This window comes from Bradyrhizobium sp. HKCCYLRH3097, from assembly GCF_051167875.1.
Taxonomy (GTDB): domain Bacteria; phylum Pseudomonadota; class Alphaproteobacteria; order Rhizobiales; family Xanthobacteraceae; genus Bradyrhizobium.
The window spans coordinates 14,688-31,428 of sequence record NZ_JBNPTX010000007.1; the positions used below are offsets into that span (position 1 = coordinate 14,688).

Consider the following 16,741-nt stretch of genomic DNA (forward strand, 5'->3'; position numbering starts at 1 on the left):
TCGTCGTGCGACGGACCATTCCTTCACGCGGCCGCCGTGCGCTCGCGCGCAGGGCAGCGTTTCGAGCGGCTCAGATCAGGCGGTGGGAGGAGCGCGCGGCTGGAAGGCGGTGTCGACGACGACAGCCGCGACAGTGGCGGTGATCGCATCGGGCAGACGGAATGCGACCGCTTCAGGAGGCGTCAGAACTGGCGCCGGTGACAGCAGGATCGACTGCGCCATCGCCATGACGGCGCAGATGGCACAGCCATCCGGCGACGGCTGTTGATCGGGATCTTGGTCAGCGGGAGAGGGACCAGTGTGCCGCTCGGCGATGGAGACGTCCCGGGCTTGTCCGGCGAGCCAATGCACATGGCCGAAGGCGAGCGCGAATTGCAGCACCAGCGCCAGCAGCGCGAGCCGCGAGACATCCTTGATGTTCGCGCGAAACCAGCTCATCGCCAGCTCTGGCTCATATGAATAGGCCACCCCGTTCGGCTGAGAGGCTCAGCCTTTGTTACAATATAACATCGCAAGGGAGCTTCACAGCTGTCAATCAGTGCACTGCAACGGTGGTCGGAATCCCCGTCGCTGTGCCCTTCGCGCCACGTGGCGCGCCGCGGTGGTGCGTGCTTGTGTCTTCGTGTCAGCGTCCCTCGCGCACCCAGGTCGCGGCGAGCGCGCCGAGCAGCAGCAAGAGGCCGATCACGCCGGCGAACATCGGCAGCACGCCGACGCCCTTGACCACGCTGGCATCGCGCATGCGCACGCCCATCCAGCCGTCGCCGCTGAACAAGGTCGATGACCTCACCGGGACGATGCGCGGCATGTCGATGCCCGAGCCGTCGCCGATGCGGCGGGCATCGCCGCCCGTCGCCTGTGCCAGCGGCTTCAGGGTTTCGGTGGTCGAGGTGACCTCGGAGAATTCCTTGGGATTGGTCGGGCCGACATTGATCAGCGCCTTCAAGGTGCCGTCGGTCGCCTGCCACAGGCCGAGCTCGTTGGCGGGAAGGGTCGCGCGCCATTCGCCGGGATCGCCCTGGCTCAGAGTGAGCTCACGCGTCTGGCCCGACGGCGAGGTCACGGTCACCGGCGGGACGCTGTCGCCCATCGTCTGCCGGATGACGGCGAGATCCTTGCCTTGAATCTGCAGCCGCAGCGCTTCCTCGTCGAGATCCGGCTGCTGCATCAGCCAGTGCGACATGCGCCGGAGCAGGTCGAGATGCGGTCCGCCGCCCTCGTAGCCGCGTGCCCACAGCCAGATGTGGTCGGACAGCAGCAGCGCGACGCGGCCGGCGCCGAAGCGCGACAGCAGCAGCAGCGGCTTGCCGTCGGCGCCGGTCATGACCGGCGGACTGACCGCATTGCGCGTCTCCACGGTGCGGAAGAAGCGGCTCCAGCGCGGCGGCTCGGAGCCCGAGCCTTCGAGGCCGCGCGTCACCGGATGGCGTTTTCCGGCGTCGGACAGATGCGCATAGAACGGCTTCTCGGTGACGCCGACCGGTTCGGCAGGCAGCACCGAGTCGAGCGGTGTGCGCCAGATGCTGGTGTTGGAGGCGTAGTCCGGGCCGGCCGAGACCAGCACCGCGCCGCCATTCCTGACATAGCGTGCGATGTTGTCGAAATAGGCGATCGGCAACACGCCCTGGCGGGCGTAGCGGTCGAAGATGATCAGCTGGAATTCGTTGATCTTCTGCTGGAACAGCTCACGGGTCGGAAACGCGATCAGCGACAGCTCGTTGATCGGGGTGCCGTCCTGCTTCTCCGGCGGCCGCAGGATCGTGAAGTGGACGAGATCGATGCTGGCGTCCGACTTCAAAAGGTTGCGCCAGGTGCGCTCGCCCGAATGCGGCTCGCCAGACACCAGGAGCACGCGCAGCTTGTCGCGGACGCCATCGATCGAGACCACCGCGCGGTTGTTGACGAGGGTCAGCTCGTTGTCGAGCGGCGAGGCCTCGATCTCGACGATGTTCTGGCCTTCGTGCTTGACGTCGACGTCGACATTGGCGGCCTGGCCGCTGGTCAAGGTGCGCTCGCTGATGACCTCGCCGTCGCGGCGGATCACGACCTTCGCGCTGGCGCCGCTGACGCCCTGGTCGTCGAGCCGGAAGCTGATGGTCTGCGGCTGGCCGACGATGCCGAAGCGCGGCGCGGCGGTGATCGCGATGCGGCGGTCGCGCTCGGCCTTCTGGCCCGTGATCAGGGCCTGCAGCGGAGCCTGGAAGCCGAGTGCGGCCACGTTGCCGGGAATGTCGTGAACGCGGCCGTCGGTGATCATGAAGGCGCCCGCGACCCGATCGACGGGGACGTCCGACAGCGCCGAGGTCAGCGCGCTGAACAGATGCGTGCCGTCGGTCTCGCCGTCGGCCTGGCCGGCATCGACGACGCGGACCTCGAGACCCTTGATCTTCTTCAAGCTGTCGACCAGCGACTCCTGGGCCGCCTGGGTCTGCTTGTTGCGGTCACCGAAATTCTGGCTCGGGCTCTTGTCGACCACGACGGCGGCGACCGAGCTCAGCGGCTCGCGGTCCTCGCGCGTGAACTGCGGATTGGCCAGCGCGAGTGCGATCAAGGCCAGCGCGGTGACGCGGATCCAGGCCGAACGCGAGCGGCCGAGCAACAGGAGCGCGGCGATGACGACGATCGCGCCGATCGCAAGCCACAGCACGATCGGCGGAACCAGAGGTGTGAACGCGATGCCGTAGTTCATGAGGCAAACTCGCAGTTGTCGTCATGCCCGGGCTCGTGCCGGGCATCCAGGTCGCGCAGCCAGCGTCGCTGCTCGTGGATTGCCGGGTCAAGCCCGGCCATGACAACCATTGTTGTTGCGATATCGAGGCCGACGACGCGCATTGTCACTGCCCGAGCCGTTCGATCAGCGCGGGCGCGTGCACCTGGTCGGCCTTGTAGTTGCCGGTCAGCGTGTACATCACGATGTTGACGCCGGCGCGGAAGGCGAATTCGCGCTGCCGTGGCTCGCCCGGAACCATCGGCAGCATGGCCTGGCCGTCGGGGCGGATGGCCCAGGCGCCGGCGAGATCGTTGGAGGTGATGATGATCGGTGAGACACCGTCGCCGCCACGCGCCGGACGGGAGGCGCTGTCCTCGTCCTCATCTTTCGGCAGCGCCTCGACCCAGGTCTGGCCCGCGGTGAAGCGGCCGGGGAAGTCGCGCAGCAGGTAGAACGTCTTGGTCAGCACGTGCTCGCGCGGCACCGGCTCGAGCTCGGGCACATCGAGCGACGACAGGATCTCGCGCAGCGACTGCATGCCCGGGGTCTGCTGCGCGCCGTTCTCGCCCGGAGGAGCCTCGACGGCGTCGCGGGTATCGAAGATCACCGTGCCGCCCTGCTTCATGTAGGCGTCGATCTTGTTGATCGCGTCCTGCGGCGGCTTCGGCACGCCCGGCACGATCGGCCAGTAGATCAGCGGGAAGAAGGCAAGCTCGTCATGCGCGGGATCGACGCCGACGGGATCGCCGGCTTCAAGCGCGGTCCGCTGCGCCAGGAACAAGGTCAGCCCCATCAGCCCGGCCTTGACGATGGAATCGACGTCGGCATTGCCGGTCACGACATAGGCAAGCCGCGTCTGTGACACTGCGCGCATCGCGAAATCATCGCTGGCGGCGTCGGCGCGTGCGGGCGCCGGCATCGCGACCGCGAGCAGGGCGCCGGTTGCCAGCACCGCAAGCGCGATGGCCGCGGGGGCCGCACGCCGTCGTCTTGCCAACGCGGCCAGCACGCCGCCGAGCAGGGCGACAATGACGGCGTCGATCAGGAACAGCAGCAGTGCGGTCGACAGCAGGATGCCCCGGAGATCGCGCGGCTCGGCGGTGGTGTAGCTGGCGCGGTTGGCGCGCAGCGCTGCCGTGTCGAGCTGCAGAATGCGATCGGCGGGGCTGAGCGTGTTCACTGCGGTAGGTCCCTCGGCTGGGCCATAGAATCCGGGCGGATGATCCAGCGAAGCCCGGTCGTTGAAATCAGCCGGTAGCGGCTTGGCGGTCGAAGGCGGCGGTCCGAAGGCGCCGAAGCCGTCGAGGATGTGCAGCGGCGCCAGCGTGGCCTTGGCGGTCTCACCCGCGGGACCTGGGCCCGGCGTCGAGGTGTAGCCGGACATGTCGACGATGCGGCGGAGCATCTCGACCATGGCGCCGGACATCGGCAGATCGGACCAGCGCATGTCGGCGCTGACGTGGAACAGCGCGATCAGGCCTTTGCCGCGATGCTCACCGGTGACGAGCGGCGTGCCGTCCTCGAGAGACGCCCAGCTCTTGGTCGCCAGCACGGCGTCGGGCTCGGCGAGAACCTGGCGGTTGACGGTGACGTCCTTCGGGACAGTGATGCCGGCGAACGGGCCGTCGGCGGCGAACGCGGCCAGGTGCTGCGGCTTCTCCCAGGTCAGGCTGCCGCCCAGGGTGCGGCCGCCGCGGCGCAGCTTCACCGGCACGAGGTCGTCGTCGCCCTGCGCCAGGCGCGGGCCGGCGAAGCGCACCAGCACGCCGCCGTTCTCGATCCAGCCGTTGAGACGGTCGCGCAGCTCCGGCGACAGCGTGCCGACGTCGGCCATCACGATCATCGGCACCTTCTGGTCGAGGAACTGCGTGATGACCTGCTGCGGAGCGCCGCGATCGCCGAGCCTGAGATCGGCGAACGGCGACAGCGCGCGGGTGAGATAGAAGGTCGGTGCGAGCAGCGGCTGCGCGGTGTCGCTGGTTGCGCCGGAGACGATGCCGACGGCGCGGCGGCGCCAGCGCTTGTCGAGCAACTGTACGGCGCCGGCCGAGCGCTCGCCCGCAATCTCGAGCCGAGTGATGTCGTTGCGCAGCTCGACCGGCAGGTCGAAGCTCGCCTCGGCGTCGTGCGCGCCGGCGGCAAAGCTGAACTGTGCCTCGCCGAGCGGCGAGCCCTTGGCATCGAGCGCGCGCACGATGCCGCCCGGAACGGAGAGATCCGCCCGCAGCACCTTCACCGTCATCTTGGCGGCCGCGTTCTCGGCGCCAGCGAGCGCCAGCGGCGAGGGCGTGCCGCCTTCGAACACGGTCAGGCTGCGGTCGCCGATCGTCTTGGCGAGACCCCCCACGAACTCGCTGCCGCGGCCGGGATCGACGCCGTCGGAGAACCACATGATCTCGGCATCGCCGGTCGCTTTCAGGAAGCGATCGAGCTGCGGCAGCGCATCGGCGCGCTCGGTCGTGTAGGCCTTGGGCGCGATCTGGCGCAGCGCGACGCGCGCAGCACCGGCCGGCATCAAGGTGAGGTCACGCGCGGGCTCCGACAGCGGCAGCAGCGCGACGCCGCGGCGGTCGGCATCGGCGTTGGCGATGATCTCGTCGGCGGCCCTGATGCGCGTGTCCCAGCTTGCGGCCGCGCTCCAACTGTCGTCGAGCAGCAGCACCAGCGGCGCCTTGCTGCCGACGGCTTCGGTGCGCGGATTCCAGATCGGACCGGCTGCGGCGAAGATCACCAGCGCCGCCGCCACCAGCCGCAGCAGGGTGAGCCACCAGGGCGAGCGCGACGGCGTCTCTTCCTTGGGCGTGATGTCGAACAACAGCCGGGTCGGCGGAAACTCGATGCGGCGCGGCCGCGGCGGCATCACCCGCAGCAGCCACCACAGCACCGGCAGGCTGACGAGACCGGTCAGCAGCAGCGGTTCGGCGAACGACAGCGGCAGGCCCATCATGCGCCGAGCCCTCCGGGGCCAGCGCCCACTTTGACGCCGCCGCGCGCGCTACCTTTGGCCGTGGTCATGCCGGCATGCAGGAACAGCAGCAGCTCGGCGGCCGAGCGGCTGGTGGTGTGGGTTGTGAACAGCCAATCGAGCCTGCCGGTCTCGGCGCGGATCTGGTCGCGATGCAGCGCCACGCGAGCGACGTAGTCCTGCGCCCAGCTCTCGGCGCGGCCGGCCGTGATCACCTCGCCGCCTTCCGGCTCGACGAACTCGACGCGGCCCGAATAGGGGAAGGTCTCCTCGGCCGGATCCACCACCTGCACCATCGTGCCGTGTGCACCGGACGCGGACAGGCCCGCCAGCATGGTGCTGATCTCGGAGATCGGCGACCAGAAATCCGACAGCACGACGATCTCGGCGAGCGCCGAGGGGACGAAGGACGGCGGTAGGCTCGGCCTGATCGTCTCATCATGCAGCATCGCCTGCGCAATGCGGTCGATCACGTTGCGGCTCCCGGTCGGATTGATCAGGCCGGGAATGCCGACGCGTTCGCCGCCGGCCACCAGCAGCTCGGCCAGGGCGAAGGTCACGATCAGCGCGCGCTCGAGCTTGCTGTCGCGCGCGCCCTTCGACGCGAAGGCCATCGACGACGAGCGGTCCGGCCAGATCCACACCGTGTGCGCGGCCTCCCATTCCTGCTCGCGGACATAGAGATGGTCATCGCGCGCGGAGCGGCGCCAGTCGACGCGCTGCGACGGCTCACCGGAGACGAAGCGTCGGTACTGCCAGAAGCTTTCGCCGGAGCCGGCGCGGCGCCTTCCATGCAAGCCATGAATGACGTTGGCGGCAATCTGCCGGGCTTCCAGCACCAGCCGCGGCAGCGACGATGCCAGCGTCCGGCTTTCGCCATCGGCACGCCGTATCGCGAGAATCTCCTTGTCGGCGTGCCCTGTCGCTGCGGCCATCAGCCAATCCGGCTCTTCAATTGCCGGATCACGTCCGGAATGGTGCGTCCCTCTGCGCGCGCCGGGAAGGTCAGCGCCATGCGGTGCTTGAGCACGGGCTCGGCGAGATCGAGCACGTCGTCGATCGAGGGCGCGAGCCGGCCGTCGAGCAGCGCGCGGGCGCGCACCGCGAGCATCAGCGACTGGCTGGCGCGGGGACCGGGGCCCCAGGCGATCAGCTTGCCGGCCTCTCCGGCCTCGGGACCGGGACGCGCCGAGCGCACCAGCGACAGGATCGCCTCGACCACGGAATCGCCGACCGGCAGCCGCCGCACCAGGCGCTGGGCCGCGATCAACGCATCGGCCGTCATCGCGCCCTTGGCGGCACTCTCCTCGGCGCCGGTGGTCTCGAACAGGATGCGGCGCTCGGCATCGCGATCCGGATAGTCGACGTCGATCTCCATCAGGAAGCGGTCGAGCTGAGCCTCGGGAAGCGGATAGGTTCCTTCCTGCTCCAGCGGATTCTGGGTCGCGAGCACATGGAAGGGCTTCGGCAGGTCATGGCGGGCGCCTGCAACCGTGATGTGCTGCTCCTGCATGGCTTGCAGCAGCGCCGACTGCGTGCGCGGGCTGGCGCGGTTGATCTCGTCGGCCATCAGGAGTTGCGCAAACACCGGGCCGGCGATGAAGCGGAACGAGCGCTTGCCGCCGGCGCTTTCGTCCAGCACCTCAGCGCCCAGAATGTCCGACGGCATCAGGTCCGGCGTGAACTGGATGCGCTTCGCATCGAGGCCGAGCGTCACGCCCAAGGTCTCGACCAGCTTGGTCTTGGCGAGGCCGGGGACGCCGATCAGCAGCGCGTGGCCGCCGGACAGGATGGTCACCAGCGTGTTTTCCACCACGCGGTCCTGGCCGAAGATGACGCCGGAGATCGCATCCTTTGCCGCTCGGATCTGGCCGGAGACCTGTTCGGCCGACCGGACGATCGCATCCTCGAGCTTCTCGGCACTCTCAGCCATTTCCGTCGCTCCTTCTGCCCCGCATCTTGAACTTTCGGACGGACGTTCCGCTCCAGTTTGCCGGGAAGCGGATGCCAACCTATGCGAAGGCGCTGTATTCGTTGAGTTAAACTATCCCCATATTATCGGCATTACGGGGTATTGACGGCATCACGTTATGGCGACCTTACATGACCTGCAGGGCCGCCAGGAACTTTTGCACAGACGACGGCGATGGAATCTTGCACCAATCGTGCCAAGGTGGACGCAAACTCAAGGCAAACCATGGCGAAGCAAGGGCAGACCACCGACAACGGACTCGATCGGCTGACGTCGGCGGCAACGCAGGCTGGCACATCCGCAAAGGGACTGCCGCCGGTGCATTTGTGGAATCCGCCATTCTGCGGCGATCTCGACATGCGAATCGCCGGTGATGGTAGCTGGTACTACATGGGCACGCCAATCGGGCGGCCGGCGCTGGTGCGGCTGTTCTCAACGATCCTCAAGCGCGAGGGTGACCGCTATTTTCTGGTCACGCCGGTGGAGAAGGTCGGCATCCGCGTCGATGATGCCCCCTTCACGGCCGTAGAAATGCGGACGGAGAGCGATGCGGGCGGGCCGCTGCTGCATTTCCGCACCAATGTCGACGACTGGGTCGCGTGCGATGCCGAGCACCGGCTGCGCTTCGAGCCCGGCGAGAGCGGCGGCCTGACGCCCTATCTGCATGTGCGAGCCGATCTCTGGGCCAAGGTGACGCGGGCGCTGTACTACGAGCTTGTTGACATGGGTGAGGAGCGGATGATCGATGGTCGTGTGATGTTCGGCGTGGGGTCGGGCGGCGCGTTCTTCCCCATGGCCGACGCAGAAGAGGTGAGGGCGGCGCTTTGAACCAGCCCATGGTGAGGAACAGGACCGCTGAACTCAGTTCGGCCGATTTCTTCGCGCGGGGCCGCGCGCGGCTGCGCTTCGATGTTCCGCAGGCCCTGCTGGATCCGGACGTCATTCCGGCCAGTGGAGATTCCGGCACCGACCGCATGCTCGAGATCATCTCCCGCGAGCAGCCGATCCGCCCCGCGGCGGTGCTGATCCCGGTGGTCGACCACCCCGAGCCGACCGTCCTCCTGACCCAGCGCTCGCCGAACCTCTCGAGCCATGCCGGACAGATCGCCTTTCCCGGCGGCAAGATCGACGTCACCGATGCCTCTCCGCTCGATGCCGCTCTGCGCGAAGCCGAAGAGGAGATCGGGCTCGACCGCAGCTTCGTCGACCCGATCGGCTATCTCGACGTCTACGGCACCGCCTTCGGCTTCCGCATCCTGCCCACGGTGGCGCGGGTGCGGCCGGGATTCACGCTCAAGATCAACGAGGGCGAGGTCGACGACGCCTTCGAGGTGCCGCTGGCCTTCCTGATGGACCCCGCCAATCACCAGCTGCATTCCAAGGAGTTTCGCGGCATGGAGCGTTCGTATTACGCGATGCCGTTCGCCGAGCGCTACATATGGGGCGCGACAGCGGGCATCCTTCGGGTGTTGTACGAGCGGATCGGTCGGCCATGATCCGTGGCGTGTTGACGGAAATCGGAATTTTCCTCATTCCTTTTGCGGTTTATGTGTTGTTCTTGCTCGCGACCAAATCGGGGCTGTTGGTGCCGGCCAACTGGCCCTTTCATCTGACCACAAAATTGACGGTGGCGGCCCTGGTGTTGGTGATTGCAAGTCTGGTCCTGATCGCCGAGTTCTCCGGCGCGCCGCCGCGTTCGACCTACGTCCCCGCTCATGTCGAGAACGGCAGGCTCGTTCCAGGGGTCGAGAAATGATCGACGCGCGGGTGCTGCACGCGCCCTGGCTCTCGTCCGGTCCCGCCGCGCGCGTGCTCGCGCTGCTCAATTGCGATGGCGAGGAAGCACGGGTGGTCGGCGGCGCCGTGCGCAATGCGCTGCTCGGCATCGCCATCGGCGACATCGACATCGCGACCACGGCGCTGCCGGCGGAGGTGCTCCGGCGTGCCAAGGCGGCGTCGATCAAGAGCGTGCCGACCGGCATCGACCACGGTACCGTGACGCTAGTGCTGGACGGCCATCCGTTCGAGATCACGACCCTGCGCGAGGACACCGAGACCTTCGGCCGCAAGGCCAAGGTCGAGTTCGGCCGCGACTGGGTCGGCGACGCGCACCGGCGCGACTTCACCATCAACGCGCTCTCCGTCGGGCCGGACGGCGTGGTGCATGATCACGTCGGCGGCCTCGCCGACATCGCCCAGCGCCGCGTGCGCTTCATCGGCGACCCCGCCCAGCGCATCGCCGAGGACTATCTGCGCATCCTGCGCTTCTTCCGCATCCATTCGGCGTTCGGTCACGGCGCCCCCGATTGCGAGGGCTATCTGGCCTGCATCGCCGGCCGTGCCGGGCTCGCCACGCTGTCAGCCGAGCGCGTGCGCATGGAGATGCTGAAGCTGCTCGTCACCGACGGCGCTGTCGGCGCGGTCACGGCGATGGCGGATGGCGGGTTGCTGACGGCGATCCTCGGCGGCGTCGCCTATCTCGGTCCGTTCGCCGCGATGATCGGCATCGAGCGCGAGCTGGAGCTTTCGCCGAGCCCGGTCCGCCGTCTCGCGGCGCTCGCGGTCGCCGTGACCGAGGATGCGCGCCGTCTCGGCGTCAGGCTGAAGCTCTCCAACGCCGAGACCAAGGCGCTCGACGGCATGGGCCATCGCTGGTGGCGGTTCGCTTCCGCCGACGAGGCGCGAGTCCGGCGTCTGCTGTATCGTCTCGGCGAGACCGTCTATCGCGACCGCCTGATGCTCGGCTGGGCGCGGGCGCGCGATCGCGACGACCGGCGCTGGCGCGAGCGTGCGCTGTTGCCGCAGCGCTTCACGCCGCCGAAATTGCCGTTGAAGGCGGCCGATTTCATCGCGCGCGGGGTTGCGGAGGGGCCGCTTCTCGGTCATGTGCTTACCCTCGCAGAGGATGCTTGGTTAGCCGCGGACTTCCCGCTCGACGAGGCATCGCTGAACGCGATCGCCGATCAGGCGGCGGCGCGTGTCAACCGCGACGGACGTTCATGAATTTTCTGGCAGGTTTTGCCGACATCTCGCTGCTGCAACTCCTGCTCGTCGCTGCCGTCGCTCTGTTCGCTTCCATCATCGGTGGTCTTGCCGGCTACGGCACCGGCGCTCTCATGCCGCTCGTGCTGGTGCCGATGGTCGGGGCCGAGCCGGTCGTGCCGATCATCGCGATCTCGGCGATCCTCACCAATCTCAGCCGTGTCGTCGCCTATATCAGCCATGCCGACCGTACGCGCGCCGGAATCGTCATCGCGGCAGCCGCGCTCACGACCGCGCTCGGCGCCTACGGCTACACGCGACTGACCAATGCCGGCGCGGCGTTCGTGATCGGCACGATGCTCATCATGAGCGTTCCGCTGCGGCGGATCCTGCGCAAGCGCGAGGTCAGGATCGGCAATGGCGGGCTTGCTGCCGGAGCGGTCGGCTATGGCGTGCTGGTCGGCGGCACCTCCGGCTCCGGCGTGATCCTGCTGTCGCTGCTGATGGCCGCCGGCCTCGAAGGCGCCGCGGTCGTCGCCACCGACGCGATGATCTCGGTGGCGACGGGCGTCATCAAGATCTCGGTGTTTGGTTTGGCCGGCGTGGTCACCGTGCAGGTCCTGGCGTTCGCACTGCTGATCGGCGCGGTCGCGGTGCCCGGCGCGTTCCTCGCCAAGGCCTTCGTCGCGCGCATGCCGGTGCACATCCACGCCGCCATCCTCGACGCCGCCGTCATCACCGGCGGCGGCGTGATGATCGCATCGGCGCTGCGGCATCTGCTGCCGGCGGCGTAGCCTTCCGGCGTCAAGCCACCTGCTGGTCCGTGTCCCGATCGGATGGCGTGATGCCGTCGGTCTCGGCGCGTGCCACGATGGCATCGAGCGCGGCGACGGCCCGGTTCGTCACCTCGTCGAGCGGCGGCACCATGCCGCCGGAGGCGAGCTCGACCCGGTTGCGGCCCTTGTGCTTGGCGCGGTACAGCGCGCCGTCGGCGACGCGCAGGATCTCCGTCAGATCGAGGTCGGCCTCGGGATAGGCGGCGACGCCGACCGAGATCGTCCCCCGCGGCAGCATGCCCACGCCATAGCTGATGTTGAGCGCCTCGACGCGGGCGCGCAGCTCCTCCGCGCGCATCGACGCGCTGCTCGACCTCGTCGAGAGCCGCCTGATCAAATGGCGTCCCAACGTCGCCGAGCGCCCGGCCCGAGGCACGACGCGGCCATCCACGAAAGGCCGAAGCGCCGGTCCTGACGGGCCGGCGCTTCTGTCATGTCAGCCTGATGTGGCCGCGGCCTGCATCAGCCCCACTTCATCTCGCCCTTCGCCACCTTGGCGCCGATGTCGAGGGCCACGCCCATGCCGAGGCCGGGAAACTTCGCCTCCATTGCGGCCTTCAGGGCTGCGGCGTCCTTGGCCTTGGCGAGCTCCTCCTCGAACGCGATGAGATAGGACTTGGTGTGCCGAACACCCGACAGGTCGGTGGCGGCGTCCGCCACGGCATGGCCGGCGACCACCACCGTCGGAGCGCGTGCAGCGATCTTGTCGAGGGTCGCGATCCAGGCTGCGCGCTGCTCCTTGCTCTGGGTGTCGGCCGTCCAGACATGGACACCCGAGAAGATCATGACGCCGCCGAATACGGCTGCGAGCGAGGGCACCCAGAGATAGCGCCGATTGGCCAGCCCCTCGGCGGCGACGATCTCGATCGTCTCGCCATCGACCGACAGCGACGGGCCATCGAACGGTTCGGGCAGAACGATGTCGGCCATCGTCTGCGGGCCGTTCTCCTTCAGCTGCGGGCCCCAGACGGCGAGCTTCTTCTCGACATTGCCCTTGATCGCCTCGATGGTCGCCGTGGCGGCGATCACCTTCACGCCGGGAAAGGCCTCGCGGATCGGCTTGAGGCTGAAGTAGTAGTCCGGGTCCGACTGGCTGATGTAGATGGCCGTCAGCGTCTTGCCGCTCGCCTTGATTGCGGCCGCCACCGCGCGGCCGTCCGGATAGTTGAAGCCGCCGTCGATCAGCAGTGCTTCGGTGGGGCCCCTCAGCAGCACGGGCGCGCGGAAGAAGCCGTTCGGACCGGCGGGAAAGTGTGTCCAGACCAGCTTGCTGCCAGCGGCACGGCCGCTGTCCGATGCACCGAGAATGGCTGCGGCGGTCCCTGCAATCGCTGTCGTCATGATCTGTCTCCGTGTCGGCATGTCAGTCTCTTTCTTGGAGTGATAAAACGATGAGGCCGGGCAGCAGGCGGCGCTCCGGCCGTGTGCGACGGCTGGGTGGATTGTGCCAGGCATCGAGTACGGAGCGGCTCAGGCTGCTCCGAGTTGTGCGAGCAGGCCGTCGAGCGGTTCGTACAAAGCGTTGCCCGGCAGCGGCCTCTGCCGCTCGCCGTCACCCGCCAGCAGGGCCGGGACACCGGACAAGCCGTAGCGTCGCATCAAGCTATGCGCGGTCTGGAGCCGGCGGCCATAGGCCTCGACCAGCGCGTGATCCCGGGCCAGCATCCGCTCGGCGGCGCTCGCAAGGCCCAGCGCTCGAAGGACTTCGCCGACGCCCGCGACGCTCACGATGTCCTGCCCGTGTACGTAGCGCGCAAGCTGCAGCTCCTTGAGGACCGTGAGCTCACGGCCGGGGTCGGTGACGTGGACCGCCGTCAGGCCGAGCGATGCGGCTGTCGAATCGAAGGCGCCGCCCGCGCCGAGAATGCGGGTGCGGTACGCGTCGGTGAAACGCTGGCCGGTCTGCTTGGCGATGCGCTGGTCGTTGCTCCAGGCATATTCGGAGAATTGCGCATCCATCCTGCCGGCGCCACGGCCGGCGAACAGGCCAGTGGGCAGCAGCTCGAGCGTGATGGCGTCGTGGGCGGCGAGCGTCTCGACCGCCGGGCCGGCGCCGTAGCACCATCCGCAGAGCGGGTCGAACAGATAGGTCAGTCGCATTTCCGGAACCCTGTCTTGGAGCGGCATGGCGCCGAGATAGCGGGTTCTCGTTTGTTCATAAATACAGCATAATGAGACAGACTGTATGCTGTTAATGGACAATAGAAGGAGCCGCCGGCATGGAGGCGATCAATCTCAACCGCCTCGTCTATTTCGCGGCCGTGGTGGACGCAGCGTCCTTTACCCGCGCGGCCGATCGGCTCGGGATCACCAAAGCCGTGGTCAGCCAGCAGGTCGCCCAGCTCGAGCGCGAGCTCAGAACCGACCTGCTGGTGCGGACCACGCGCAGGGTCGAGCCGACGGAAGCCGGTCGCCTGCTGCATGCCCGCTGTGCTGCCATCCTGCGCGAGGCCGAGAGCGCATTGGCCGAGCTGGCGCAGAGCAACGCCGAGCCGATGGGACTGTTGCGCATCGCCGCGCCGAACGACTACGGCACCTGCACGCTCGCCGCGATCGCAACCGAGTTCTCGCGGACCTATCCGGCCTGCCGGGTCGAGCTGATCCTCGCCGACAGCAAGATCGACCTCGTCGCCAGCCAGATCGATCTCTCGATCCGCGTGGGATGGCTCGACGATTCCACCCTGCAGACCCGCCGGGTCGGCAGCTTCCGGCAGCTGCTGGTGGCCGCGCCGAACGTGGTCAGGCGCGTCGCGCATCCGCGCGACCTCGCCGCGTTGCCGTTCATTGCGAATGCCGCGCTGAGGGAGCCGCTCACCTGGCAGTTCATGAAAGGCGACGTCGAGCGCGAGAGCGTCGAGATGAGCCAGACGCTTACCATCAACACCACGCCGGCGGTGCTCGCCGCGACGCTGGCCGGCGGCGGCCTGGCGGTGCTGCCCGATTTCCTGATCAGGGACGATCTCGCGGCCGGCCGCCTCGTGGCCATCCTGCCGTCCTGGACACTGCCGTCCGGAGGCATCCACGCCGTGTTCCCAGCGGCGCGCTTTCGTCCACCGAAGGTGACGGCCTTCGTGGCGATGCTGATGGAGGCGCACAAGCGCGCAGTCGCCGGAGGTCCGCGGCGCGCGAAGTGACGCCGGCGCCGCGCGGGCCTAGCCCGCCGGCACCAGCTCGGTCAGCGAGCGGATGATGCGGTCGGGCTTGACGTCGGTGCCTTCCGGCAGGCCGTCGCCATGGACGTCGATCCAGATCGAATAGATGCCGAGCCGCTGCGGCGCGACGATCTCCCATTCGAGATTGTCGCCGATCATCCAGGTGTCTTCCGGGCCGACGCCGAGCCGCTCCATCGCGTGCCAATAGGCGCGCTCCTCGGGCTTGCCGAAGCCGTGCTCGCCCTCGATCTGGATGTGGTCGAAGCGGTGCGCCAGCGCGAAGCGCTCGATCTTGGCGCGCTGCTGGCCGGCCTCGCCGTTGGTGACGAGCGCCAGCCTGACGCCGCGCGCCTTGAATGCGTCGATCGCCTCATGCGCCCCGGGGAAGACGAACATCTGCTCGTCGCGATAGCCGGTGAAGCGATCGGCGATGCGGATCGCGAGCTCGGTCGGTAGAGCAGGACCGTGGCCGGCGAGCGCCGCGAAGCCGTCCTTCACCACCTCCTGCCGCGCCTGGATCAGCTTCATCCGCCATTCGGCGCCGGCGACCGACCAGAAGCTGCGTGCCGAGGCCAGGATCGCGGCGGCCACCGCCCGCGGCGTATGCGGCGCGAGTTCGTCGGCGAACTCGGTGGCGACGATATTCCAGGCGATCTCGGGACGGCCATAGGCCGACAGGATGGTGTCGTCCATGTCGATCAGCATGGCGCGGGGCAGGGCGGCGGTCATGATCAATCTACGCGGTTCACCAAATCGAGTTTCAGGGCCATTTCACCTCGGGCGGCATCGAGGACAGAATGCTGTCGACATTGCCGCCGGTTTTAAGCCCAAATGTGGTGCCGCGGTCGTAAAGCAGGTTGAATTCGACGTAGCGGCCGCGGCGGATGAGCTGCTCCTCGCGGTCGGCGGCGGTCCAGGGGCTGCTGAAATTGCTCCGGACAAGCTCGGGATAGACCTTCAGGAAGGCGCGGCCAACATCCTGGGTGAAGGCGAGGTCGGCCTCCCAGTCGCCGGAATCGTGATGGTCGTAGAAGATGCCGCCGATGCCGCGCGGCTCCTTGCGGTGCGGCAGATAGAAGTACTCGTCGCACCAGCGCTTGTACTTGTCGTACGAGGCCACCGCGGCATGGGCGTCGCAGGCGCCCTTCATCGCGGCGTGGAAGGCCAGCGTATCCGCGTCCTCCTGGGTGCGGCGGCGGTCCAGCACCGGCGTCAGGTCGGCGCCGCCGCCGAACCAGGCTTTCGTCGTGACGACGAAGCGCGTGTTCATGTGCACCGCCGGCACGTGCGGCGACCACAGATGCGCGATCAGCGAGATGCCCGAGGCCCAGAACCGCGGGTCTTCCGAGGCGCCGGGAATCTGGCTGCGGAATTCCGGGGCGAACTCGCCATGCACGGTCGAGCAGTGCACGCCGACCTTCTCGAACAGCCGGCCGTGCATCATGCTCATGACGCCGCCGCCGCCCGGGCCGCCGGCATGGTCGGTGCGCTCCCACGGCGTTCGGACGAACCGGCTCGGTGTGCGCGGATAAAGGTCAGCCGGCGCCTCGTCCTCGAGCCGCTCGAACGCCGCGCAGATCTGGTCGCGCAGGCTCTCGAACCAGGCGCGGGCGCGGGCCTTGCGATCCTCGATGGCGGCGGTGGTCATGGACGTTCCCCTGGCACATTGGCGCTCACCCTGCCGTCAAGCGTCCATGACAGCCGGAGGTGACAGCGCTGTTGTCGCTACGGTTCGGTCCTACCACAATCGATCAGCCCTGCGGACCGAAATAGGTGCAGGTCTCGCGGCAGCTGTCGCGGTGGACGCTGACCTTGGTGACATGGCCGATCGAGCGGACGCGCTCATAGATGAAGCGCGACAGGTTCTCGAGCGTCGGCAGCCCGATCGCCTCGATCTTGTTCAGGAACTTGTGGTCGAGCATGGCCTGGATCTCGCTCAGCCGCTGCGTCAGCACGCCGAAATCCACCACCATGCCGGTCTCGGGATGGGTCGCATCGCCGCGCACCGTCACCTCGGCGCGGAAGGAGTGGCCATGGATCTCCTGGCTGGCTTCGCCGAGCGTCGTGATCGGCAGCGTATGCGCGGCCTCGAAGGTGAACGACTTGGTCAATTCCCACATCGTG

18 protein-coding genes are annotated in these 16,741 nt (G+C 68.0%); 6 read left to right on the top strand and 12 right to left on the bottom strand.

Features of this window, described 5'->3' with window-relative positions; all coding sequences use genetic code 11:
- Positions 1 to 75 precede the first annotated feature (75 nt).
- The 6 genes from ACQR0U_RS18085 to ACQR0U_RS18110 all read right to left on the bottom strand — a co-directional run bounded on the left by ACQR0U_RS18085 (position 76) and on the right by ACQR0U_RS18110 (position 7,608).
- Positions 76 to 438 (bottom strand): DUF2946 family protein, encoded by a 363-nt coding sequence (locus ACQR0U_RS18085; RefSeq protein WP_316172767.1) that lies wholly within the window; start codon positions 436 to 438, stop codon positions 76 to 78.
- Positions 439 to 625: 187 nt separating this feature from the next.
- Positions 626 to 2,689, bottom strand: a complete 2,064-nt coding sequence (locus tag ACQR0U_RS18090) for a hypothetical protein (RefSeq protein WP_315750389.1) — start codon at positions 2,687 to 2,689, stop codon at positions 626 to 628.
- The gene (locus ACQR0U_RS18095; RefSeq protein WP_434844144.1) at positions 2,686 to 2,832 is read right to left on the bottom strand and encodes a hypothetical protein; all 147 of its coding nucleotides are present in this window, start codon (positions 2,830 to 2,832) and stop codon (positions 2,686 to 2,688) included. The genes ACQR0U_RS18090 and ACQR0U_RS18095 overlap by 4 nt, the downstream gene beginning before the upstream one ends.
- Before the next feature lie 2 nt (positions 2,833 to 2,834).
- The gene (locus ACQR0U_RS18100; RefSeq protein WP_316183792.1) at positions 2,835 to 5,657 is read right to left on the bottom strand and encodes a DUF4159 domain-containing protein; all 2,823 of its coding nucleotides are present in this window, start codon (positions 5,655 to 5,657) and stop codon (positions 2,835 to 2,837) included.
- A complete protein-coding gene (locus tag ACQR0U_RS18105; protein ID WP_434844145.1) occupies positions 5,654 to 6,610 on the bottom strand; it encodes a DUF58 domain-containing protein in 957 nt (318 codons plus the stop codon). The genes ACQR0U_RS18100 and ACQR0U_RS18105 overlap by 4 nt, the downstream gene beginning before the upstream one ends.
- A complete protein-coding gene (locus ACQR0U_RS18110; RefSeq protein WP_315717298.1) occupies positions 6,610 to 7,608 on the bottom strand; it encodes an AAA family ATPase in 999 nt (332 codons plus the stop codon). Before ACQR0U_RS18110 ends, ACQR0U_RS18105 begins: the two co-directional genes overlap by 1 nt.
- Positions 7,609 to 7,872: 264 nt before the next feature.
- On the opposite strand from ACQR0U_RS18110, the gene ACQR0U_RS18115 reads away from it, so the two are divergent.
- The 5 genes from ACQR0U_RS18115 to ACQR0U_RS18135 are packed head-to-tail and all read left to right on the top strand — an operon-like array spanning position 7,873 to position 11,423.
- On the top strand, positions 7,873 to 8,475 hold the full coding sequence (locus ACQR0U_RS18115; RefSeq protein WP_316192281.1) for a DUF1285 domain-containing protein: 603 nt from the start codon (positions 7,873 to 7,875) through the stop codon (positions 8,473 to 8,475).
- Between the two features lie 8 nt (positions 8,476 to 8,483).
- Positions 8,484 to 9,143, top strand: coding sequence for a CoA pyrophosphatase (locus ACQR0U_RS18120; protein WP_409977949.1), 660 nt, complete (start codon positions 8,484 to 8,486; stop codon positions 9,141 to 9,143).
- Entirely contained in the window at positions 9,140 to 9,403 is a 264-nt protein-coding gene (locus ACQR0U_RS18125) for a DUF6111 family protein (protein ID WP_315750395.1), read from the top strand. Before ACQR0U_RS18120 ends, ACQR0U_RS18125 begins: the two co-directional genes overlap by 4 nt.
- Positions 9,400 to 10,650 carry a CCA tRNA nucleotidyltransferase gene (locus tag ACQR0U_RS18130; RefSeq protein WP_315826989.1) on the top strand — a complete coding sequence of 417 codons (1,251 nt, stop codon included), beginning with the start codon at positions 9,400 to 9,402 and terminating at the stop codon, positions 10,648 to 10,650. The genes ACQR0U_RS18125 and ACQR0U_RS18130 overlap by 4 nt, the downstream gene beginning before the upstream one ends.
- Complete coding sequence (locus ACQR0U_RS18135; protein ID WP_316175823.1) at positions 10,647 to 11,423, top strand: TSUP family transporter; 777 nt, start codon at positions 10,647 to 10,649, stop codon at positions 11,421 to 11,423. Before ACQR0U_RS18130 ends, ACQR0U_RS18135 begins: the two co-directional genes overlap by 4 nt.
- Positions 11,424 to 11,433: 10 nt before the next feature.
- Here the strand turns inward: ACQR0U_RS18135 and ACQR0U_RS18140 are convergent, their stop codons facing one another.
- The 3 genes from ACQR0U_RS18140 to ACQR0U_RS18150 form a co-directional block, all read right to left on the bottom strand.
- Entirely contained in the window at positions 11,434 to 11,856 is a 423-nt protein-coding gene (locus ACQR0U_RS18140) for a diguanylate cyclase (RefSeq protein ID WP_434844146.1), read from the bottom strand.
- A 71-nt stretch (positions 11,857 to 11,927) separates the two neighbouring features.
- Positions 11,928 to 12,827, bottom strand: coding sequence for an MBL fold metallo-hydrolase (locus tag ACQR0U_RS18145; protein ID WP_315717291.1), 900 nt, complete (start codon positions 12,825 to 12,827; stop codon positions 11,928 to 11,930).
- A gap of 108 nt (positions 12,828 to 12,935) precedes the next feature.
- Positions 12,936 to 13,565, bottom strand: coding sequence for a DsbA family protein (locus ACQR0U_RS18150; RefSeq protein WP_315717290.1), 630 nt, complete (start codon positions 13,563 to 13,565; stop codon positions 12,936 to 12,938).
- A 119-nt stretch (positions 13,566 to 13,684) separates the two neighbouring features.
- Here ACQR0U_RS18150 and ACQR0U_RS18155 point away from each other — a divergent pair, with 119 nt between their 5' ends.
- Positions 13,685 to 14,599, top strand: a complete 915-nt coding sequence (locus ACQR0U_RS18155) for a LysR family transcriptional regulator (protein WP_316167446.1) — start codon at positions 13,685 to 13,687, stop codon at positions 14,597 to 14,599.
- Between the two features lie 18 nt (positions 14,600 to 14,617).
- Here ACQR0U_RS18155 and ACQR0U_RS18160 read toward each other — a convergent pair whose 3' ends face one another.
- The 3 genes from ACQR0U_RS18160 to ACQR0U_RS18170 all read right to left on the bottom strand — a co-directional run bounded on the left by ACQR0U_RS18160 (position 14,618) and on the right by ACQR0U_RS18170 (position 16,737).
- Positions 14,618 to 15,346, bottom strand: coding sequence for an HAD family hydrolase (locus tag ACQR0U_RS18160; RefSeq protein ID WP_316167447.1), 729 nt, complete (start codon positions 15,344 to 15,346; stop codon positions 14,618 to 14,620).
- 31 nt (positions 15,347 to 15,377) lie between these two features.
- A complete protein-coding gene (hemF, locus tag ACQR0U_RS18165) occupies positions 15,378 to 16,265 on the bottom strand; it encodes an oxygen-dependent coproporphyrinogen oxidase (protein WP_315717287.1) in 888 nt (295 codons plus the stop codon).
- A gap of 103 nt (positions 16,266 to 16,368) precedes the next feature.
- On the bottom strand, positions 16,369 to 16,737 hold the full coding sequence (locus ACQR0U_RS18170) for a 6-pyruvoyl trahydropterin synthase family protein (protein WP_315750453.1): 369 nt from the start codon (positions 16,735 to 16,737) through the stop codon (positions 16,369 to 16,371).
- Positions 16,738 to 16,741 lie beyond the last annotated feature (4 nt).